This window comes from Paraglaciecola sp. (assembly GCF_039964565.1).
Classification (GTDB): Bacteria; Pseudomonadota; Gammaproteobacteria; order Enterobacterales; family Alteromonadaceae; genus Paraglaciecola.
In genome coordinates this window covers 91775-113101 of record NZ_JBDVXF010000038.1, presented here as the reverse complement: position 1 = coordinate 113101, position 21327 = coordinate 91775, and the positions used below count along the sequence as shown (strand labels likewise).

The following is a 21327-nucleotide window of genomic DNA, read 5'->3' as shown; positions in this document are numbered from 1 at the left end:
GTATCGCCACATCGTGAATTAGTTGGTCGTAGGCACGTTGTAAAAATGTAGAATAAATAGCGACTACTGCGTTCATGCCCTCTTTGGCTAAACCCGCAGCAAAAGTTACTGCATGTTGCTCGGCAATTGCCACGTCAAAGTATTGGGAAGGAAACTGCTGAGAAAACTTAACCATTCCAGAGCCTTCGCGCATGGCTGGTGTAACCGCCATTAACTTAGGATCTTGTGCAGCCATATCGCACAACCAATCGCCAAATACCGCAGAAAATGTTGGGTTGCTTGGCGCTGCTTTGGGCAACGCTTGGTCCTTAGGGTTGAATTTAGGAACGGCATGGAACTTAATAGGATCTTGCTCTGCAGATTCATAACCTTTACCTTTTTTAGTCACCACATGTAATATTTGTGGACCTTTGATGTTGCGCATATTACGCAGCGTATCGACAACACCATTAACATCATGACCATCTATGGGCCCAATATATTTGAATCCTAATTCTTCAAAAATAGTGCCGGGAACCACCATGCCTTTAATGTGTTCTTCTGCACGACTAGCAAATTCTTTGATGGGAGGCACATTACTCAGTAATTTTTTACCGCCATCACGAATTGAGTTGAAAAAATTACCGGTAAGTAGTCTTGCCAAGTGACTATTAAGGGCGCCAACATTTTCAGAAATCGACATTTCATTGTCATTTAGCACCACTAACAAATCTTTGCTTATATCACCGCCATGATTCAGCGCTTCAAACGCCATGCCAGCAGTCATAGCACCGTCACCAATTACCGCTACAACCTTGCGACCCAAGGCTTCTTTTTCAGCGGCAACGGCCATGCCTAGTGCGGCACTGATAGAGGTAGATGAATGGCCAACAGCAAAAGTGTCATATTGGCTTTCTGGTGGCCAAGGAAATGGATGCAAGCCCCCTTTTTTGCGGATCGTAGGCATTTGTTCACGGCGCCCCGTTAAAATTTTGTGAGGGTAGGCTTGATGACCCACGTCCCACAGCAATCTATCAAAAGGGGTGTTGTATACATAATGTAACGCAACCGTTAGCTCAACTGTGCCTAATCCTGAGGCAAAATGTCCACTGCTTTGGCTTACGCTGGTTAACAAGTATTGGCGTAATTCAACACTCAGTTGTTGTAACTTATCTTGTGATAGTTCTCTTAACTGTTCTGGTGTGTCAGCTTGAGCGAGGATAGGGTAGTGCGCAATTTCTAAGGTCATTAAATGGGTTTCGATAATTTAAATTTCATTTTATCCAAGCTTTCTCTGCTAGTTTTTAAGTAAGAACTTAGTAAGAACGATGGATAACAAAGTCGGTGAACGACATTAACATCTGGGTATTGTAAGGCAAAGCGTGCAAAGCTTGAAGCGCTTGTTGATGAAGATCATCGAGATAAGCCTGTGCTTGTTTCAGTCCTAGCAATGCTGGGTAGGTACTTTTGTTCTGCTGTTGGTCTGAGCCTTGCGGTTTTCCTAGTACTGCAGAGTCACCTACTACATCTAGAATGTCGTCTTGCACTTGAAACGCTAGACCAATAGTTGTGGCAAATTTTAGCAAATGTAGTTGGTTTTGTGGGGTAATATCTGTGGCTAACGCGATAGCCATTTCGACACAAGCACTCAATAACGCCCCGGTTTTTTTGTTATGCAACTGTTCGAGTTGTTGTTGGCTAATTTGTTGTCCGGTAGCTGCTAAGTCCATAGCTTGGCCACCACACATGCCATTGTAACCCGCAGCATGACTCACTATTTTTATTAAATCTATGCGTTTTGGAGACAATTCACTGCTAAGTGGATAATTGCTGAGTATTTCAAAGGCTAGGGTTTGTAGGGCATCACCCGCTAAAATCGCTGTGGCTTCATCAAATTGAATATGGCAAGTAGGGTGTCCACGCCTTAAATCATCATTATCCATCGCTGGTAAATCATCGTGAATAAGTGAATAGGCATGAATGGCTTCTATAGCTGCAGCTGGACCATCTAGATCTTGCTCTGAAACAGAAAGCATTTTTCCAGTGGCATAGACAAGAAACGGGCGCATTCTTTTACCGCCTATTAGTAATGCGTACTCCATTGCTTGTTTAAGTGTTTCTGAATGGTGCGGTAACGCATTAATAGTCTGACTTAGCGTCGTGTTAACCCTGTCGTTGCACGTTTCTCGGAAGGTGTTTAAATGCATTTGGTAACCTGAACTATAGAAAAGCAACGGCTCTCTTTTGGCAAGGAGTGTTGACCAACTAAGCGTTTAAAAAGTTGAAATAAATAAAAGTAAACCTCGTTCGACATTGCTTATCCACGTTTCAGGTTAATTATCTGATTCGAATACGTCTAAGCTTTGTTGACCATTTTGAGTGGTGAGAATTTGTACTTTTTGTTCCGCATCTTTTAGTTTTTGCTGACTGTGCCTAGCAAGCGTAATACCTCGCTCAAAGCTCTGTAATGCGTCTTCTAAGGGCAAATCACCTTGCTCCATCATGGATACTAAGGTTTCTAATTCTTGCATAGATTGTTCAAAGCTGAGTGATTCAGGCTTTTTTGTTGTTGTCATATTCTTCTTCGACCAATTTCTGAAGTGGCACGCACCTTACCTGAGCGAAAAAGGACTTTCAAATACTTTTCAATTGGGGCGCAAAAACACATGTAAATAAGGTTATCAAGTGGAAAAATATTGATGTCAAACTGATTACCAAAATGGTTACTATAGAATTATTTAAGATTGTCGATAAAATGGGGTGCAAATAGTTAATTTTGTTTACCCATTTAGTTTATTGTGGGTCGTATAGTTTGGCGAAAACTAAACTATAGGTCTTTGTTATTTAGTATTTATACCTTTATTTCCATTGGGAGCATAATGTGGATTTAGCAACCATAATCGGTATTCTTGGTGCCATTGGGTTTGTAGTAATGGCAATGATCCAAGGTGGTGACATTGCGATGTTCATCAACGTACCTTCAATATTGATTGTATTTTGTGGCAGCTTATTTGTGGTGTTATCTCAATATACGCTAGGGCAGTTTTTTGGTGCGGGTAAGGTTGCGGGCAAAGCGTTTATGTTTAAGATCGACACCCCTGAATCGCAGATTGAAAAAATTGTGGAAATGGCTGATGCCGCACGTAAAGGTGGCTTTTTAGCCCTTGAAGAAGCTGAAATTGAAAATCCGTTTATGCAAAAAGGCGTAGATATGTTGGTTGATGGTCATGACGTTGAGGTGGTTAGAGCTACTTTAAGTAAAGATATCGCAATGACCACAGAACGCCACGAATTTGGCGCATCCATTTTTAAAGGTTTAGGTGATGTCGCTCCTGCTATGGGTATGATTGGAACTTTAGTTGGATTGGTGGCGATGTTGTCAAACATGGACGATCCTAAATCTATTGGTCCAGCTATGGCGGTTGCGTTATTAACGACTTTATATGGTGCGATGTTAGCCAACCTGATTTGTTTACCCATATCTGTAAAGTTAAGCAATCGCGCTGATGAAGAAAAGCTCAATCAAAGTCTAGTGTTAGATGGCATTATCGGTATTGCTGATGGACAAAATCCGCGAGTGATAGAAGGGATATTGAAAAATTACCTTGCGGCCAGCAAACGTGGTGCTGCTGAAGAGGCAGAATAACTAATGGAAGACGAATGCCCTAAATGTCCCCCAGAAGGGTTACCCGCTTGGATGGGAACTTTTGCTGATTTGATGTCACTGTTGATGTGTTTCTTTGTTTTATTGTTATCGTTTTCTGAGATGGATGTCCTTAAATTCAAGCAAATAGCGGGTTCGATGAAATTTGCTTTTGGGGTCCAGAATAAAATTGAAGTCAAAGATATCCCCAAAGGTACCAGTGTTATTGCCATGGAGTTTCGACCGGGCCGTCCTGAACCTACGCCCATTGATACCATTCAGCAGCAAACTATAGACATGACCCAAGAAATGTTGGAATTTCAAGCGGGTAACGAAGATTCGGCTGGCGGCCGGCAAAAGCAACGGGGTGAGCAAAGAGGCGGCGCAGCGCAACAAACTGCTACGGAACAGCAAACCACTAGTCAAAATGCCAGTCAAGAAGAAGTGGATGAACGCACCCGTAAAGTTGCTCAGCAATTAGAAAAACAGATAATAGACGGTGCTATTGAAATGGAATCTTTAGGTCAGCAAATTACTATCCGTATTCGAGAAAATGGTTCTTTTTCAGCAGGTTCAGCGTTTTTACAACCGCAGTTTGTACCCATATTACGAAAAATAGGGGCTTTGTTAGCTGAAATGCCCGGTGACATTGAGGTGTCTGGGCACAGCGATAGTCAACAAATATCAAATGAGTTATATCGTTCCAATTGGGATCTATCTGCACAACGAGCGGTTGCGGTGGCTGAAGAGCTAAGACGCGCTCCCGGCTTTGATGAAAGCAGAATGTCTGTAGTTGGCAAGGCCGATACGGCTCCTTTATTGGATACTGATGATGCACAAGCTCGCAGTCGTAATCGCCGAGTTGAAATCTCTATCATTCAAGGTAAACCTAAAGTTTCTGACCCCATATCGGTGCTTGAGTAGCTCCAATTCATGTTATTTATTGATTTAGCAATACACAAAAAAAATCGTTATGTGTTATTTTTACAATATTAGCTAGTTCATCTAGTCAAAGAGGCGGCATCATTATGTGCCAAATAGTGCCTAAGTATTTTAAGGTCATATACGTCATGTCAAAGTGTCTTTTTCTAATTCTTCTAGTATCAGTATCACTATCGAATTTCGTCAGAGCTGAAGCCGATTTTCGGGTATCCGGATTCGGAACTATCGGGGTCGTTACCACTGATTCAAAAGATTTTGGATACCGAGCCGACTTTTCGAAAACGGGTGGAGTATTTGAAAACGATATCGATTTTGCGGAGGGCTCAAATTTGGGAGTGCAGTTCGATATTATTGCGTCTGAAGAAATCGATTTTGTTGTTCAAGCTGTTTACCGAGACCAGAAAGAACTTAACCTTGACACGACTATCAATTTAGCTTTTGTACGGTATGCCCCTAACCCTAATTGGTCATTTAGAATCGGCCGTACTGCATATGATTTATTCCTGTTAACCGAATATCGTGACATTGGATATGCCTATAGTTGGGCCCATGTTCCTAGTGAAATTTATGGTGTTATTCCACATCGTTACCTTGACGGTGTTGATGTAACTTTTAACAAACCAATAGGGGATATAACCTTTGCAGCTAAGTTGTTTTATGGCGAAAATGAGTTTCCATTAACTGCTTACGGATCCTCAAGTGCTGGGCTGTTTCGTTTGGATGACACTATTGGATTAGCGTTGGACTTCCATTCTATGGATTGGGAAGTTGCAATAAATCGCACTAGATTAAAATTTGATTCTCAAGTGGCTGAACCGTTAATTGAAGCCCTAGTTCAAATGGATGCGCTTGTTCCTAACTTTTCTGCTATTTGGCCTAATTCAATGGCGTTTGCTACAGATATTGATTTAGACAATAGAAATGGAATTTATACTTCTGTAAGTGGTCAATATCGATTTGATTCAGTAACTGTCATTTCAGAATTGTCAAAAATCAGCAGTGAAAGTTTGGGTGTGCCGGGGGTTGAGAGCGGCTATTTAAGTGGTATTTATCATTATAATGCACATAATTTTTTCACTTCTTTAGCATTCAGTGATTCAGAAGAGTTTAAACTTGAAGGCATTAACCTTGCTGCACTTGAGCAAGTACCTTTTGGGCTAGAGGCTTATGAAGGTGCAGAATTGTTGTTGAACTATTTTACCATTAATCAAAAGACATTTTCGTTAGGGTGGCGCTGGGATTTCGACCCCAATATGTCATTTAAACTGCAGCTAGATCATACCCGAATTGATAAAGGGGGCAGTACCTTTTGGCAACCCCCAGCCAAAGATTATACGACACTTAAACGCACAGGACATGTTAACGCCTTATTTGCCAATGTGAGCTTCTTGTACTGATGTTAGCTTGTATAAAAGTATTGCTATTAATTGTTGGACTTAGTTTTGCAAACTTGGTGGTTTGCAACGAGTTAGTGCTGGTAGTGCATAAGAACAATCCAACTGATGCGCTTTCTCGTTCTCAACTTATTGACTTGTATATGGGGAAATATGTGGCCTTTCCAGATGGAGCTCGGGCTGTTCCCGTTGATATTGAAGAGGATTTAGAGACCAGAGAAAAGTTTTACGAACTGCTAGTGGGTATGCCCTTAGCGCGAGTCAATGCGTATTGGTCTAAGGTAAAGTTCTCGGGACGCGCCCGGCCACCTACTCAACAAAAAGACGAAAAAGCCATTTTGGATTTTGTCATGCAAACCGAAAATGCAATTGCGTATGTTCACCAAAACAGTGTGACAGATGAGGTCAAAGTCGTTTACCGATTTACACAATAGCTCGGGTAATTAAATCCTGTTGTTGTTAGTTTTTATGTCATAGGGCGGTTTTCTGCAAGAGCTATCCTCTCGCCAATCAAATTAGTATTTCTTTTGACGGGTTAATATTGTTTCAATGTGTCGCTACATCTTTTCAAACAATTAAAAAAGGCTATCTGAAATGGAAACTTCCGATTTTCAAGCGCTTAAACTTCACATGGTAGAATTATTAGGTTTATCGAAAGATGCAATACACGTTCACATTGGTATGAGTGTATTTATACTCTCGGTCGTCGTTTTGGCAAAAGGTAAGGTTACCTTTAAGTGTCTGATTCCTGTATGTATTGTAGCATTAGGTTTGGAAGTAATGGACTTGATTGATGACTTCAACTCAGTGGGCTTTTTTCGCTGGTCCAATAGCCTACATGATTTTATTAATACTTTGCTATGGCCACTCGTTATTGTTGTATTGAATAAGAAACTAAAAAAACATCAAAGCAGCCACACTATTTAATGTTTTACTCATAAGTACTTATCGTTTTGAATACCTTTAGTTTACTGCATGTATTTTACACATATGGGGTCATTCTGCTATTATTGTCAGCAACAAATCGAGGGTAAATCTATGATTGGTTTTAATACTGAATCGAATACATCGTTGTTACAACAGGTGCAAAACAAGCAAGAGTCAATATTAGAGAAACTTGCTTCGGGTAAACGGATCAATAGTGCGGCTGATGGCGCGGCGGCTCAACAAATTATTGATCGCCTGACTACCCAGGTTGAGGGCAATCGCCAATCAATATCTAACGCTTTCGATGGTGTGTCTTTGACTCAAGTTGCCGAAGGTGGGTTAGCCAATATTAATCAAGATGTAAATCGTATTCGAGAACTGTCGGTGCAATCTGGTAATGGGTTGTTGAGCGACTCTGATCGTCAAGCGATTCAAGCAGAAGTTTCTCAGTTACAAGAGAATATTTCACAAACAGTGGAACAAACAGAATTTGCTGGAAAACCATTGTTATCAAGCGAAGGTAATATTGATTTTCAAATTGGTGCGAATGCTGGACAAAAAATTGCTGTCTCTACTAGTGATGTTTCCTCTAGCTTAAACGATATTTTGAACGTAGATTTAAGCACTGCCCAAGGCGCGGAAGATGCACTGCAGGTGGCCGAAGATGCTGCTGAGTTTGTAAACAGTGCAAGGGCTGATTTAGGTGCCACTCAAAATCAATTTGAAAGTGCAGCACGAAACTTAACACAAACCGATGTGAATGTGTCTGCCGCAAGAAGCCGTATACAAGATACCGATTTTGCACAAGCCGCGTCCGAAAACGCTGCTGCGAGTATATTGAGCCAATCGAGCTTAGCAGTGCAAGGTATTGCTAATCAACAACAAGGCCAAGTGTTATCTTTGTTAAATGGCTAATCTTCAATGATGGTTACAATAAAAGAGTGGCGAAGCCGCTCTTTTTTTTGTTGAAATTAATATCCTGACTTTGATAGCTTCGCAATGGTAGATAGTATTTAAAAATGCCTTAATTAATATTGCTATCCCAACTCGAATGGTTAAAATCATATACAATACAGTGAATTATAAAAACAACAGCAGGCTGGAAGTGGAATGAGCAATATTTTGATTATTAGTTCTGACGTAGAGCGGGCAAATAATCTGAGTACCATTCTGACTTTTCTCGGTGAGCCTTGCACTAGTGTCTTATTCCCCGCAGCGATGGAAACGCTTAAAGATAAAACCGATATAACCTCGATTTTAATCGATGCCGCTACTCAGGATTTGGCTAGCGATATCAGTGAAAAATTTCCACATCATCCTTTTGTGTTAGTTGGTGATTACGAAACGTTTGAGCCTCGCACTAATATTGTAGGTGCCATTAGAGAGCCGATTACCTATCCTGAACTGACTCAAATGTTACATCGTTGTCAGGAATATAAACGTAATCAACCAAACACCAAAACTAGCGTACACAATAAAACTCGTTTATTTAGAAGCTTAATTGGAAAAAGTGCGCAAATCCAAGGTGTCAGACATTTAATTGAACAAGTGGCCCCCACTGAAGCAAATGTCCTAATTTTAGGTGAGTCAGGTACAGGTAAAGAGGTTATCGCTCGCAATGTTCACTTCTTGTCAAACCGAACTGACAGCGTTTTTATACCTGTCAATTGTGGTGCTATTCCGGGGGAATTACTTGAAAGTGAATTGTTTGGTCATGAAAAAGGGGCCTTTACTGGCGCTGTTGGTTCTCGAAAAGGACGTTTTGAGCTAGCGGAAGGAGGCACATTATTTCTTGATGAAATTGGTGATATGCCGTTACAAATGCAAGTCAAATTGCTTCGGGTTTTGCAAGAACGTACTTATGAAAGAGTTGGAGGCACTAAGCCAATCCAGTGCAACGTGAGAGTCATTGCTGCTACCCACAGAGATTTAGAAGTCATGATTGAGGACGGACAATTCAGAGAAGATTTGTATTACCGTTTAAATGTTTTTCCTATTGACAGCCCTGCATTACGTGATCGTAAAGAAGACATTCCGCTGCTGCTACAAGAGTTGGTGTCTCGATTAGAACTTGATAACGCACAAATCAAATTCACCGCCAATGCGATGGCTTCTTTGATGGAACATAAATGGGCAGGAAATGTCCGTGAGTTATCAAATTTAGTCGAACGCCTGATGATTTTATACCCAAACCAACTGATTGATGTGAGTGATTTACCCAGTAAGTACAATCATTTAGACCTAGAAGCATACGCCCCAGACTATCCTGATGAACTGTTAGAGCGCGACGCGATTAACGCTATGTTTGGTGGCGAGAGTGAAGATCTTGAAGAAAATGAAGACGTCGATAATCAGGGCAATCAAGGTTTGTCTACTGAGTTACCGGTTGACGGTCTAAATCTCAAAGAATATATATCTGACCTAGAGGTTAACTTGATAACTCAAGCACTTGATCAACAAGATTGGGTGGTGGCCAGAGCTGCTGAAGCCCTTGGTATGCGTCGAACCACTCTGGTTGAAAAAATGCGTAAGTACAATATTAGTAAAGATTAATCGAAACCATTCGCGGATCCTCATATCAATTTATTGCCTCTTTTATTACCTCTTAGGTAACAGTGTCATTTCCTTGACGTTAATTATGCCTCGATAATTAGTGTAACTATTTGATTTATATTGTAAATCTTGTTGGCATGGCATGTGCTTTACTCTACCTGAAATTATTATGTCTATGTTTTGACGTGAGGAATGTATGGGTACTAGTAACATCTTGAATGAAACACAGCGTGATGCGCTGTCTGCTCTTGGCGAAGTGGTTCGCCACGACGCATTACAAAAAGCATCACATGTATCAAAATCTCAAGAATTAGACGCATTGCGTTTGCAAGCAAATCGATTAGAGCATTTATTGCAAGTTATGCCTGCCGGCGTAGTAGTAATAGACGGTAAAGGATTTGTAAGGCAGTCAAATAATTTGGCAAATGCTCTTCTGGGAGAGCCATTGGAAGGCCAGTTGTGGCGCACTATTATCACACGTTCGTTCAAACCCCAGGCGGATGATGGTCACGAGGTGTCACTCTATGATGGACGTAAGGTTAAATTATCTATTACTCCGTTAGAAAAAGAACCGGGACAACTAATTGTACTAACTGATTTAACCGAAACCAGACAATTACAGCAGCGTATTGGACATTTACAGAAATTATCCTCTTTAGGAAGAATGGTCGCTTCTTTGGCGCACCAAATTCGTACTCCCTTATCGGCGGCGATGTTATACGCAGCAAATTTATCGAATCATTCATTAAACAACATTTCCCGCGAAAAATTTAGCAACAAACTTGTTTCAAGGTTGAGAGACTTAGAAAGCCAAGTAAATGATATGTTGCTGTTTGCTAAAAGTGGCGAAGAACAAGTCATAAGTGAAATTTCGTTGCACAGCCTCATGCAAGAAGTACAACAAGGCGCTGATGCAATGTTGCAAAATCAGCAGGCCAAGTTAGTGATTTCAATGCCCGATCCTGATGTGGTGATTTTAGGTAATAAAACCGCATTAGTAGGCGCCTTACAAAATTTGATCCATAACGCGTTAACTGTCAAACCCAATAATGCGTTGATTAACATTGTTGCTAATCGTCAAAGTGATAATCAAGAGTGGGTGAACGTATCAGTCACCGATAATGGCCCCGGTATCGAACCTGAAAATATAAATCGCATCTTTGAACCGTTTTTTACCACTAAAAGTAATGGAACAGGTTTAGGTCTGGCTGTGGTCAGAAGCGTCGCTCAGTCGCATCAAGGAAACGTCCACGTGACTAATTTAGCAGATGGTGGTGCTTGTTTTACTTTGCGCTTGCCTGCTTTTGGTACCAATCAAACATCACAGCAAACTATTGTGCCGACACAAACTGCACAGTCTCAACGATATACAAACGTGACGGGAGCTAAAGTATGATTCAAGCTAAAGTACTGATTGTAGAAGACGATGCTGGTCTAAGAGAAGCATTAGTAGACACCTTGTTGCTTGGTGGTTATCAAGTCATCGAAGCAGACAGTGGCGAACAAGCCATGATCAAATTATCTGAGCACTCAGTTGACCTAGTGGTGAGTGACATTCAGATGGGGGGCATGAGTGGCCTATCACTACTCAAAAATATAAAAAATAAATATCCCAATCTAGCCATTTTATTAATGACAGCCTACGCAACCATTGATGATGCTGTGCAAGCCATGCGTGATGGCGCTACTGATTATCTGTCAAAGCCATTTGCTCCTGAAGTGTTATTAAATTTGGTAGGGCGTTATGCTCCGGCTCAAAAAGTAGAGTCTTGGACACCGGTTGCAGAAGACCCAATGAGCTTACAGTTGCTAACGTTAGCTAAAAAAGTGGCAAGGTCTGAGGCAACAGTAATGGTTTTAGGTCCAAGCGGTTCAGGCAAGGAAGTGTTAGCGCGTTTTATTCATGATCAATCCTGTCGTAGACATGAAAACTTTGTGGCGATTAACTGCGCAGCTATTCCTGAAAATATGTTAGAAGCAACACTGTTTGGTTACGAAAAAGGCGCGTTTACAGGAGCAATTCAAGCGTGCCCCGGAAAATTTGAACAAGCGCAAGGCGGGACCATCTTACTAGATGAAATTAGTGAAATGGACTTGAACTTACAAGTGAAGTTGCTACGGGTTCTTCAAGAAAAAGAGGTCGAGAGATTAGGTGGACGTAAAACCATCGCCTTAGATGTCAGAGTGATAGCCACGAGTAACAGAAATCTAAAACAGACGGTGGATTTAGGTGAATTTAGAGAAGATTTGTATTACCGCCTAAATGTGTTTCCACTTACCTGGTTACCCTTAGACAAAAGAGCGGGTGATATTATTCCTTTGGCTGAACATTTAATAGAACGTCATTGTCAGAAACAGGGTAACGAGATTTTAAAACTTACGGCGGCAGGTCGCAGTAAATTGTTACAGCATAACTGGCCTGGCAATGTTCGAGAGCTTGAAAATGTGATCCAACGGGCGTTGATATTATCTGATGGAAACCATATTGATGCTCAGGATTTATTGATCGAACATGATTTGTCGACATCAATACCTGTGCCCACAGACGAAGCTTCAAGCTTTGAAGAAGACAACAGTAAACTAGGCTCTGAGTTACGTCAGCAAGAGCATCAAATTATTCTTGATACCTTACAAAGTTGTAAAGGTCGTCGTAAAGATGTGGCGCAAAGATTAGGTATTAGTCCTAGAACCTTACGTTACAAACTCGCGAAAATGCGCGAAGTAGGAATTGAATTACCCGCTTAAAAACAAATTTATAGTGTCGCAGATGCGAGTCCTTTGGCCACCTAGAACGGTGGCTTTTCTTTTGTTTGGGTTGACTATTGCTATTTGTTTCGTTTGTTTATTCAGCTGTCAAGAATCTGACACCACAAAAAAACATTTCATTCTAGTATAACTAGTTGAATATTATAGGTATTTATTGTTTTTTCTGTGACTAACTATTTGGCACTTACCTTGCTATCAGCTACATAGATACTTAGGTTAATTGCAAAGTCAGAATATGTCTTTTGCCAGCGGAGCGTCTTATGGACATCAAAGCACATTCACTATACCAAGAAATGCAAGGCATGGCCGAGCAGTCAAAATTGGGAATTACGGAAGGAAATGCTATTCAAGGAAATCCTTCTTCACAGAATTTCGCGGATTTACTGAGTAACGCTATTGGTAACGTTAATGACATGCAATTGCACTCCAAAGACATGGCAATGGCGTTTGAGATGGGTGACAAAAGCTTAAGCCTTGCAGATGTAATGGTAGCCAAAGAAAAAGCTGGAATTGCGTTTGAGGCGACTATTCAAGTACGCAATAAGGTACTTGACGCCTATAAACAAATAATGAACATGCCAGTTTAGGAGTTAACTAGTGGCTGAAGCAGCAAGTACAGAATTGGCGATGAGTGATATGGATACTGATACGTATCCAGATGAGTCGAGCACAGAACAAAAATCTGGTTTTATGGATTCTATTGGCAGTACTGATATGGTGCGCCAAATTACCCTGATCGTTGCCTTAGTGATATGTGTCGCCATTGCTGTATTTATTTTAATATGGGCTAACGAACCCGATTACCGTCCTATGGCGAGTATGGAAACCCAAGAGTTAATTGAAACCTTAGATTACCTTGATCAGGCGCAAATTGATTATCGTTTGGAAGGCAACACTATTTACGTCAGTAGTGAACAATACCAAAAAATTAAATTAGGAATGACTCGTCAAGGCATTACCCAAGGTGAATCAGCTGGCGCTGATATTATCATGCAAGATATGGGGTTTGGTGTCAGTCAAAGGGTTGAAAAAGTACGACTAAAACACGCTAGAGAAAAACAAATCGCCAGCACAATTGAAGAAATGACTGCGATTACTCGGGCCAAGGTATTGTTAGCCTTACCGGAAGCTAATGTTTTTGCTCGTCGGGAAAAACAAGCCAGTGCTACGGTAGTCGTTACTGCCAGACGAGGATCGATGATCTCAACTGGAGAAGTGAACTCGATTATAGATATAGTCGCGTCAGCAGTACAAGGATTAGAACCCGATAGAGTAACGGTTACTAACAGTAATGGACGTTTATTAAATTCAGGGTCTCAAGGAGCCGAATCTGCTCGCTCTCGTAAAGAATACGAAATAGAAAAAAAACGTGAAAATGCCTATATGGAAAAAATAGATTCCATTCTTATTCCAGTCTTAGGTTTAGGTAATTATACAGCGCAAGCTGACGTAACGATGGACTTTACCTCTGTTGAGCAAACCCAGCGCAGCTACAATCCCGATTTACCAGCCGTTCGCAGTGAAATGACCGTTGAAGAAAATAGTATTGGTGGAGTCATTGCGGGGATCCCTGGGGCATTAACCAATCAACCTCCACTGGACTCAAACATTCCGGAGCGAGCTAACGGTGGCTCAACGCAACAAACCCCCGGACGTAACCATAAAGAAGAAACTCGTAACTACGAGTTGGATACCACTGTCAGCCATACTAAACAACAAGTAGGAATGATTCGCCGTTTAAGCGTTTCTGTCGCATTGGATTATGTTAGCACTACTGCGGCTGATGGAACGGTAACAAGTGCTCCTCGCTCTCAAGCTGAATTGTTAGATATACGCCGCTTACTGCAAGGTGGAATAGGCTTTGATGTTACACGTGGAGATTCGTTAGAAGTCGTGAGCATTCCATTTAACCGAGAAGGTGAAGTGGAGCTGGCCGAAGTGCCGTTTTGGGAAGATCCCAAAATACTGCCTCTAATAAAATGGATAGGTAGTTTCTTTATTATTGTTCTAATGTTCTTTGTGGTTGTGAAACCAATGGTTAGTAAACTTATTAATCCAGATGAAATGAAGGCTGATGAATTTGATGCTGATGAAGGGTTAGATTTAGGTGATGAAACTATTAGCCTATTAGCAGAAGAGTTTGACGAATCACAAGTCGGATTTGCAGCAGATGGCACCTTTATGCTGCCAGACTTACATAAAGATGAAGATATACTCAAAGCGGTTAGGGCACTGGTGGCAAATGAACCAGAACTCTCCTCGCAAGTAGTGAAAAATTGGATGATGCTTGATGATTAGGTCTAAAATTAACATCTGGGATCTTGAGGATTAAACTGTGGCTGAAGAACAAATTGAAGAAGCGGGTTACGACGTAGGAAAATTAGAAGGCGTAGACAAAGCCGCTATTTTACTGCTGAGTTTAACGGAAGATGATGCGGCGCAGATTCTTAAGCATTTAGAGCCGAAGCAGGTTCAAAAATTGGGTCAAGCTATGGCTCAAATTGATGATATGACTCAGTCTAAAATCACAGCGGTGCACAAGCATTTTATCGAAGAAATTCAAAACTACAGTACCATTGGATTCCAAAGCACTGATTTTGTTAAACGAGCGTTAACCTCCGCTTTAGGCGAAGACAAAGCAGCTAATCTTATCGATCAGATATTGATGGGAACCGGCGCGAAGGGTTTGGACTCACTTAAGTGGATGGATTCAAAACAAGTCGCGAGCATTATTCGCAATGAACATCCTCAAATTCAAACAATTGTTATGTCGTACTTAGATGCAGAGCAATCTGCGGAAATACTAAGTCAGTTCCCCGAAAAAGTTCGTTTAGACTTAATGATGAGAGTCGCCAATTTAGAAGAGGTGCAACCAGCTGCATTACAAGAATTAAATGAAATCATGGAGAAACAATTTGCTGGGCAAGCAGGTACGCAAGCAGCCAAAATGGGCGGCTTGAAATCAGCTGCAGATATCATGAACTATTTGGATACCAACATTGAAGGTCAATTAATGGACGCTATCCGTGAACAAGACGAAGAAATGAGTCAACAAATCCAAGACTTAATGTTTGTGTTCGATAACTTAGCAGATGTTGATGACAGAGCAATTCAAGCTATCTTGCGCGAAGTACAACAAGACGCGCTGCTCAAAGCAATTAAAGGTGCCGAAAGTGAGCTTAAAGAGAAAATTACCAAAAACATGTCTAAACGCGCTGCAGAAATGTTGATTGATGATCTTGAGGCTATGGGGCCAGTACGTATTAGCGAAGTGGAAACCGCCCAGAAAGAAATTTTGTCAGTGGCCAGACGTTTAGCAGATGCGGGTGAGATCATGTTAGGTGGCGGCGGTGGCGATGAATTCTTGTAAGCGTACTAATGATATTATTGAGGCATGTAAGCTATGACCGCAGACGGGCAAGACGAGAACATTAAAGCTTGGGATTTGCCTTACGTTGAAGACACTACTTTAGCGCAAAATGACAAATCTACTAATGCCCTCAATCGTAGGCCTGAATGGAAATACGAACCCCCTGAGCCCGAAATAGAAGTTTTGCCTCCCACAGCCGAAGAAATTGAAACAATTCGGGCACAAGCCCATGCCGAGGGATTCGCTCAAGGGCATTTAGAAGGGCATGCTCAAGGTGCTGAAGAAGGCGTGTTAAAAGGGCATGAGGAAGGTTTTACAAAAGGTTTAGAAGAAGGTGAAAAACAAGGGATGCTTGCTGGAGAAGAACAGGTTCAGCAGCTGTTGGCGAATTGGACATCATTAATTGAGAGTCTTAATAACCCTGTTGCCAATGTAGACAAAGAACTAGAAAAAGAACTCGTGCTGTTGGCCGTCAGTCTTGCTAAAGGTGTGATCCGCAGTGAGGTGAAAACCAATACAGATTTAATTTTTCAAGCGTTAAGTGAAGGATTAAAAGCCTTACCTATACAAGAAAAACACTACCAGATACGCCTACATCCGGATGATATTAAATTGGTCAACGATCATTTTACTCCAGAAGAAATCGCTAAACATCATTGGGATTTTATGGAATCGCCAGAATTATCAGCTGGAGGATGCGAAATTGTAACGCAATCAAATGCGGTTGATGTAACGGTAGAGCGGCGCGTTAAAGACGTGATAGATAAATTTTTGTTAGAACAAGGATTGAGTCAAGTTAGCGCAATTGACGAGTAAGTTATGTCTGCTGCCATGTTAGATAGAATTAAACGTTTAAAAGAGCAGGTACCCCAGAGCCCCGTTGTTGCTTGTGGGAAGCTGGTGCGTGGAATAGGGTTAACCCTTGAAGCGGTAGGTTGTCAAATGCCTGTTGGCAGTCAGTGTTTAATCCAAACTATGGACGGTGAGATTGAAGCCGAAGTGGTTGGTTTTGCTGAAAATATCACCTACTTAATGCCAACTGAAGCCGTTAAAGGAATTGTGCCTGGTTCACGGGTTCAGCCACTAAATCGCGAGCAAGGTTTAGCTGTTGGTATGGAATTATTGGGCAGGGTAGTAGATGGCAACGGTCAACCTCTAGACGGCTTAGGGCCTGTAAAAGCCGAAAAACGTGTTCCATTGTCTAGACCGCCAATGAATCCTCTCATTCGTAAGCCTATTACTCAGCCTTTAGATGTGGGAGTAAGAGCAATCAATTCAATCATTACTGTAGGCTTGGGTCAGCGAATAGGTTTGTTTGCAGGAAGTGGTGTAGGTAAAAGTGTGTTGATGGGCATGATGACTCGGGGCACTGCAGCTGATGTGGTGGTAGTTGGTTTAGTGGGGGAAAGAGGAAGAGAAGTAAAAGAATTTATCCAAGATATTTTGGGTGAAGAGGAACGTGCCAAATCAGTCGTAGTCGCATCACCTGCTGATACTTCACCATTGATGCGATTAAAAGGTTGTGAAACAGCCGTCACTATTGCCGAGTATTTTCGAGACAAAGGTTTAAATGTACTGCTGCTGATTGATTCATTAACGCGTTATGCCATGGCGCAGCGAGAAATAGCGTTAGCCGTAGGTGAGCCTCCTGCCACTAAAGGATATCCGCCCTCCGTGTTCGCCAGACTACCGACACTGGTAGAACGTGCAGGTAATGGAAGCGAAAACCAAGGTTCTATTACCGCATTTTATACAGTATTGACCGAAGGTGATGATTTACAGGACCCTATAGCCGATGCGGCCAGAGCAATTCTTGATGGTCATATCGTTCTTTCTAGGGACCTAGCTGATTCAGGTCATTATCCAGCTATCGATATTGAGGCATCAATCAGTCGAGTGATGCCTATGGTGGTTCCCGAAGAACATATTCTGGGAGCGAGACGAATTCGCCAAGTCTATTCTAATTATCAACGTAATCGAGACTTAATTAGTATTGGTGCGTATACCAAGGGCACGGATCCAAGGATTGATTTAGCGATAAACGCGGAACCCGCCATCAATGCGTTTTTACAGCAAGGGATGCAACAAATTATAGGTTTTGAACAGAGTACAGCAGACATGACCACCTTAAGTGGCGGATTGGGTAAAGGGTAACGTTCAATGGCACAATCACAATTACAGATGGTTGCTGACTGGGAGCGACAAAAAGAACAAAAATTAGTGCAAGATTTTCAGTTGGCACAACAGTATGCTCAAGATAACAAACAGAAACTGTCTGGATTAGAAAACTACCGCTTAAATTATTTGCGAGAAGCTCAAACCCGAGCAAAACAAGGTGTTGGTAGTGTGACTTTTGGTCAACATCAGCAATTTATTGGTAAGTTAGACAAAGCCTGTGAAATGCAGTTACAAGCGTTAAATCAAGCAATGCGAGTGGCTGATCAAAGGCGGATGCAATGGCTGGCGCAACAGCGAAAACGCAAAGCAGTGGAAATGTTGTTGGATAAACAACATCAAGCCAAGCTAAAACGTGAAGATAAACTAGAGCAAACAATGTTAGATGAATTGTCACTACAAAAATTTATGCGCAAGTAATGATTGTCTTTCATACCCTAGTCCATCTTATTGCTGCTAAAAAAAACAAATTGGAATGGTCTTTGCTGAGTCATAGCTAATTAAACAATATTAGAGTTAATCTAAAACTAGACTTATCACAGAAATGTTAATTAGAAACGACAGTATTCTACATAAAGTTCTTATAAGTCAGTCGATTAGCTGAAATGTCTCAGTTCGAGGGATAGCAAATAATGATGCAACATGTTGCCACTAGCAAATCAGAAGTTGCCGCTTTTGCCACAGGTACAGAGTCTAGTTCAAAGGTGGATTCTGCTGCAAATACGCAATTTGGTAAGATACTGCAAGATCACGAAACGAGTGATCCCGTCATAGTTAAATCTAATTCTGCGTCTCTAGGAATTAACAAGCAGCAGTCACAGCAAGCTAGTGACATTGCAAAAAGTGATGCTTCTTCATTGAAAAGTGAAGACACAACAGAAAATCATTCTGCTTCAAGTCGTCACTCAAAGTCAGATGAAACGACTAAATCAGCGTCCTCACAAGATAAAATTTCTATCAAAGGAAATGAGAAAGTCACTGACGCAGAACATAGTGAAAAGAGTCATTCTATCGAGGTTGTAAACAGGGAAGACGCCGGTGATAAAACACAAACAGCGTTACCTTCAAGTCAACAGCCTAAACAGGCAAGCGACGAAACATCTGAGATTGTAGCTGAAGAATGGGTTTTATTGATTGATAATCTAAAAAAATTAGCAGCAAATGAAGAGTCTATTTTATCTACTTTGCAGGAGCTTGATGGAACCTCTGTCGATTTATCATTGCTCAATCAATCGGAACAAGAAGTATTGGAACAAATAACACAGCGTTCTTTTGCTGACAATTCTCGAATTTCTTTAGACGGCTACGTTGCCGCGCCAGTTGACGACATCAAAGATTCAAATGCCTCAACAGTGAGCTCTAAGAAGCGAGTGGAGCAAACCCTCTCCTCTAATGAAGGCCAAGATAGTGGCGTACAGAATTCTGAAAATAGTGATATATCGCTTACTAATTTACAATCCGCTCAGAATGTCTCCGATCTGGTTGATAAAGTGTTAAGTGAGGTGCTAGCCAATTCTGATGCTAAAGAATTGTCGCAAATTGAAATTAAACAAAAAGCCGCTGAGTTGCTGTTGGAAAAGCCAGAGGTGCTGCAACAACTAAATAGTAAGCTCCAGGAAATGACTCAGAACAGTGACGTTGTAGATACGCCCACTGTTGATGTGGCTATAAGTGAGACTGATGATCAAATTAAACGGGTGAAACAACCGTTAGAAAATACCCCGCCAGTCGATGTGTCGGTAGCGGAGGATAAGAAGTTATTAAAAGCCTTACTTACTGAATCTGATACACAAAATACTCGAGAGCCCGTAAAAGTGGACAAGGTGGTGGAGCCTGACGTGGCAAAAAATCTTGTGCAACCAGCGCATACTGAACTGGATCTAAAAGCTGACATTTCCCAAGCAGATTCAGTTGAATTAGTCGAACAAGAAGTGCTAATCAATCAAGCATCGTCTAACAAACAACCCAACCTTAACACTGCAAATACAGTACAGGAAAGTGACATTAAAAGTATTTTGAATTTATCTGATGCTAAGTTGGAAAAAGTACTAGAAAATATTGCGCAAAGGATTTTCGAAAGTAACAACACATCCGAGTCTGGTCAGTCAGAAAAAATTGCATCACAGCTAATCGCACCTAAAGTCGCTGAAATAATTAGCGCCAATGATACCTCTACAAAAGACTTTATCGCCGCTTTAAAGGCAGGATTAGAAGAGTTTAAGAGTCAACTATCTCAAGGCAGAGATCCCGGTATTGATTTGAAAGCTTTGATTTCTGACGCATTACCTAAAAATACTGATGTGGCCACAACAACTGTTGTTAAAACCACTGTTAATTTAGAGCAAATAGCCAGCAGTGTTTCTCAGGTGTTAGACCTAGCGCAGTCTATGAACCGTTCAATTGAGGAACGTCATGATCAAATATATAGCGCGACATTGCGAGATGTGGCCCAAGTGCAAGGTGAGCAAAGTAAGCAGTTGCAACTCAACCAGCTTGAATCAAAGTTTGACAAAGCCGTCAATATTACTAAGCCGGAGGGTCATCAACAGTTGGCAGAAAAAGTTCGTTGGATGGTTAATACCAAAAATCTTGTTGCTGAAATTCGACTTGATCCCGCCGAACTCGGATCAGTAAATGTTAAAGTCGCAATGTCAGGAGAGTCTGCAACTGTGAATTTTGTGGTTCAGTCTCAATTAGCAAGAGATGCCGTTGACAACGCCACCCCAAGGTTAAGAGAAATGTTGGCAGAAAAAGGTATTGAACTGGGGCAGTCATCAGTGCGTCAAGAAAATGATGCTCAACAAAACCAAGGCGAAGGTGAATTTACCCAGCAAGGTGGCGCAGGAAATGATGAAGCAGATAGCCTTGAGGTACCTGACCAAGTATTAGCCCAACAAAATATTGTTAATGGTGCCTTAGGTGGCATAGATTATTTTGTATAAATTGAAGGAGAAATTGCAACTAAATGGGTTAAAGGGCTTTGCCAAATTAGCTTTGGGCCTGATACTAATACAATTGTTTAGTAATTTGAGAGATGAGCATGGCTGAAGAAGAGTTAAAAATGGAAGAAGGCGGCAAAAAAAGCAAACTGATTATTATCATCGTTGCTGTTGTCTTACTTATTGCGGGTGGAGGTGCGGCCTATTTCTTTTTGATGGGGGACGATGCCGCAGACACCCAAGCCATTGATGGTGAACCAATGGCGCAAGGTGAAGCTGGAGGCGCGGCGATTGTTAAAACTGGTACAGCCTTGTATGTCGCAATGCCTAGACCCTTTGTGTTTAATGTGCCCGGCTCAACCCGAGACCGATTGGTTGAAATTAAAGTGCAGTTAATGATGCGAGGTTCCGATAACGAAGAACAAGCTAAAATGCATATTCCTTTGATTGAAGGTACGTTGCTAAAAATATTTAGTACTGCTAATGCTGACGACTTAGTCACTGAGGCAGGTAAAATTGCGATTCGTGATAGCGCTTTGAAAGAAGTGCAAAAAACCATGATGGACGTTAGCGGTAATCAAACTGTTGAAGAAGTGTTGTTTACTGGTTTTGTTATGCAGTAATCACTGATTAGTTAAT

General features: G+C 41.4%; 20 protein-coding genes. 17 read left to right on the top strand and 3 right to left on the bottom strand.

The window, feature by feature from the left end:
* The 3 genes from dxs to xseB form a co-directional block, all read right to left on the bottom strand.
* On the bottom strand, positions 1–1228 hold a 1228-nt coding region (dxs, locus tag ABJK37_RS17125; protein WP_348356488.1), incomplete at its 3' end, for a 1-deoxy-D-xylulose-5-phosphate synthase.
* Positions 1229–1295: 67 nt separating this feature from the next.
* Entirely contained in the window at positions 1296–2186 is an 891-nt protein-coding gene (ispA, locus tag ABJK37_RS17120; protein ID WP_348356486.1) for a (2E,6E)-farnesyl diphosphate synthase, read from the bottom strand.
* A 126-nt stretch (positions 2187–2312) separates the two neighbouring features.
* Positions 2313–2555 carry an exodeoxyribonuclease VII small subunit gene (gene xseB, locus ABJK37_RS17115; RefSeq protein WP_348356484.1) on the bottom strand — a complete coding sequence of 81 codons (243 nt, stop codon included), beginning with the start codon at positions 2553–2555 and terminating at the stop codon, positions 2313–2315.
* 305 nt (positions 2556–2860) lie between these two features.
* Between xseB and pomA the strand changes: the two genes are divergently transcribed.
* The 17 genes from pomA (at position 2861) to fliL (ending at position 21311) form a co-directional block, all read left to right on the top strand.
* Positions 2861–3625 carry a flagellar motor protein PomA gene (gene pomA / locus ABJK37_RS17110; protein ID WP_348356482.1) on the top strand — a complete coding sequence of 255 codons (765 nt, stop codon included), beginning with the start codon at positions 2861–2863 and terminating at the stop codon, positions 3623–3625.
* Between the two features lie 3 nt (positions 3626–3628).
* Positions 3629–4546, top strand: coding sequence for a flagellar motor protein MotB (locus ABJK37_RS17105; RefSeq protein ID WP_348356480.1), 918 nt, complete (start codon positions 3629–3631; stop codon positions 4544–4546).
* Positions 4547–4692: 146 nt separating this feature from the next.
* On the top strand, positions 4693–5961 hold the full coding sequence (locus ABJK37_RS17100; protein WP_348356478.1) for a hypothetical protein: 1269 nt from the start codon (positions 4693–4695) through the stop codon (positions 5959–5961).
* On the top strand, positions 5961–6392 hold the full coding sequence (locus ABJK37_RS17095) for a hypothetical protein (protein WP_348356476.1): 432 nt from the start codon (positions 5961–5963) through the stop codon (positions 6390–6392). The genes ABJK37_RS17100 and ABJK37_RS17095 overlap by 1 nt, the downstream gene beginning before the upstream one ends.
* A gap of 160 nt (positions 6393–6552) precedes the next feature.
* Entirely contained in the window at positions 6553–6885 is a 333-nt protein-coding gene (locus tag ABJK37_RS17090) for a hypothetical protein (protein ID WP_348356474.1), read from the top strand.
* Between the two features lie 111 nt (positions 6886–6996).
* Positions 6997–7800, top strand: coding sequence for a flagellin (locus ABJK37_RS17085; protein ID WP_348356472.1), 804 nt, complete (start codon positions 6997–6999; stop codon positions 7798–7800).
* 195 nt (positions 7801–7995) lie between these two features.
* Positions 7996–9438, top strand: a complete 1443-nt coding sequence (locus ABJK37_RS17080; protein WP_348356470.1) for a sigma-54 dependent transcriptional regulator — start codon at positions 7996–7998, stop codon at positions 9436–9438.
* 196 nt (positions 9439–9634) lie between these two features.
* A complete protein-coding gene (locus ABJK37_RS17075) occupies positions 9635–10834 on the top strand; it encodes an ATP-binding protein (protein WP_348356468.1) in 1200 nt (399 codons plus the stop codon).
* Positions 10831–12183 (top strand): sigma-54 dependent transcriptional regulator, encoded by a 1353-nt coding sequence (locus ABJK37_RS17070; protein ID WP_348356467.1) that lies wholly within the window; start codon positions 10831–10833, stop codon positions 12181–12183. The genes ABJK37_RS17075 and ABJK37_RS17070 overlap by 4 nt, the downstream gene beginning before the upstream one ends.
* A gap of 281 nt (positions 12184–12464) precedes the next feature.
* Positions 12465–12791, top strand: a complete 327-nt coding sequence (fliE, locus tag ABJK37_RS17065; protein ID WP_348356466.1) for a flagellar hook-basal body complex protein FliE — start codon at positions 12465–12467, stop codon at positions 12789–12791.
* Positions 12792–12801: 10 nt separating this feature from the next.
* The gene (gene fliF / locus ABJK37_RS17060; protein ID WP_348356464.1) at positions 12802–14502 is read left to right on the top strand and encodes a flagellar basal-body MS-ring/collar protein FliF; all 1701 of its coding nucleotides are present in this window, start codon (positions 12802–12804) and stop codon (positions 14500–14502) included.
* 37 nt (positions 14503–14539) lie between these two features.
* Entirely contained in the window at positions 14540–15574 is a 1035-nt protein-coding gene (gene fliG, locus ABJK37_RS17055; protein ID WP_348356462.1) for a flagellar motor switch protein FliG, read from the top strand.
* 33 nt (positions 15575–15607) lie between these two features.
* Positions 15608–16390, top strand: a complete 783-nt coding sequence (fliH, locus tag ABJK37_RS17050; RefSeq protein ID WP_348356460.1) for a flagellar assembly protein FliH — start codon at positions 15608–15610, stop codon at positions 16388–16390.
* 3 nt (positions 16391–16393) lie between these two features.
* Positions 16394–17728 carry a flagellar protein export ATPase FliI gene (gene fliI / locus ABJK37_RS17045; protein WP_348356458.1) on the top strand — a complete coding sequence of 445 codons (1335 nt, stop codon included), beginning with the start codon at positions 16394–16396 and terminating at the stop codon, positions 17726–17728.
* A 6-nt stretch (positions 17729–17734) separates the two neighbouring features.
* Positions 17735–18169 carry a flagellar export protein FliJ gene (gene fliJ / locus ABJK37_RS17040; protein ID WP_348356456.1) on the top strand — a complete coding sequence of 145 codons (435 nt, stop codon included), beginning with the start codon at positions 17735–17737 and terminating at the stop codon, positions 18167–18169.
* Between the two features lie 212 nt (positions 18170–18381).
* The gene (locus ABJK37_RS17035; protein ID WP_348356454.1) at positions 18382–20691 is read left to right on the top strand and encodes a flagellar hook-length control protein FliK; all 2310 of its coding nucleotides are present in this window, start codon (positions 18382–18384) and stop codon (positions 20689–20691) included.
* 98 nt (positions 20692–20789) lie between these two features.
* On the top strand, positions 20790–21311 hold the full coding sequence (gene fliL / locus ABJK37_RS17030) for a flagellar basal body-associated protein FliL (RefSeq protein WP_348356452.1): 522 nt from the start codon (positions 20790–20792) through the stop codon (positions 21309–21311).
* Positions 21312–21327: the final 16 nt, after the last annotated feature.

Excerpts from the sequence above, each read along its gene's own strand:
- ABJK37_RS17035 (WP_348356454.1), top strand. The coding sequence starts at position 18,382 with ATGATGCAACATGTTGCCACTAGCAAATCAGAAGTTGCCGCTTTTGCC.
- ispA (WP_348356486.1), bottom strand. The coding sequence starts at position 2,186 with ATGCATTTAAACACCTTCCGAGAAACGTGCAACGACAGGGTTAACACG.
- fliL (WP_348356452.1), top strand. The coding sequence starts at position 20,790 with ATGGCTGAAGAAGAGTTAAAAATGGAAGAAGGCGGCAAAAAAAGCAAA.
- fliH (WP_348356460.1), top strand. The coding sequence starts at position 15,608 with ATGACCGCAGACGGGCAAGACGAGAACATTAAAGCTTGGGATTTGCCT.
- ABJK37_RS17090 (WP_348356474.1), top strand. The coding sequence starts at position 6,553 with ATGGAAACTTCCGATTTTCAAGCGCTTAAACTTCACATGGTAGAATTA.
- fliJ (WP_348356456.1), top strand. The coding sequence starts at position 17,735 with ATGGCACAATCACAATTACAGATGGTTGCTGACTGGGAGCGACAAAAA.
- ABJK37_RS17085 (WP_348356472.1), top strand. The coding sequence starts at position 6,997 with ATGATTGGTTTTAATACTGAATCGAATACATCGTTGTTACAACAGGTG.
- ABJK37_RS17070 (WP_348356467.1), top strand. The coding sequence starts at position 10,831 with ATGATTCAAGCTAAAGTACTGATTGTAGAAGACGATGCTGGTCTAAGA.
- ABJK37_RS17095 (WP_348356476.1), top strand. The coding sequence starts at position 5,961 with ATGTTAGCTTGTATAAAAGTATTGCTATTAATTGTTGGACTTAGTTTT.
- ABJK37_RS17105 (WP_348356480.1), top strand. The coding sequence starts at position 3,629 with ATGGAAGACGAATGCCCTAAATGTCCCCCAGAAGGGTTACCCGCTTGG.
- fliE (WP_348356466.1), top strand. The coding sequence starts at position 12,465 with ATGGACATCAAAGCACATTCACTATACCAAGAAATGCAAGGCATGGCC.
- xseB (WP_348356484.1), bottom strand. The coding sequence starts at position 2,555 with ATGACAACAACAAAAAAGCCTGAATCACTCAGCTTTGAACAATCTATG.
- ABJK37_RS17100 (WP_348356478.1), top strand. The coding sequence starts at position 4,693 with ATGTCAAAGTGTCTTTTTCTAATTCTTCTAGTATCAGTATCACTATCG.
- ABJK37_RS17080 (WP_348356470.1), top strand. The coding sequence starts at position 7,996 with ATGAGCAATATTTTGATTATTAGTTCTGACGTAGAGCGGGCAAATAAT.
- fliI (WP_348356458.1), top strand. The coding sequence starts at position 16,394 with ATGTCTGCTGCCATGTTAGATAGAATTAAACGTTTAAAAGAGCAGGTA.
- ABJK37_RS17075 (WP_348356468.1), top strand. The coding sequence starts at position 9,635 with ATGGGTACTAGTAACATCTTGAATGAAACACAGCGTGATGCGCTGTCT.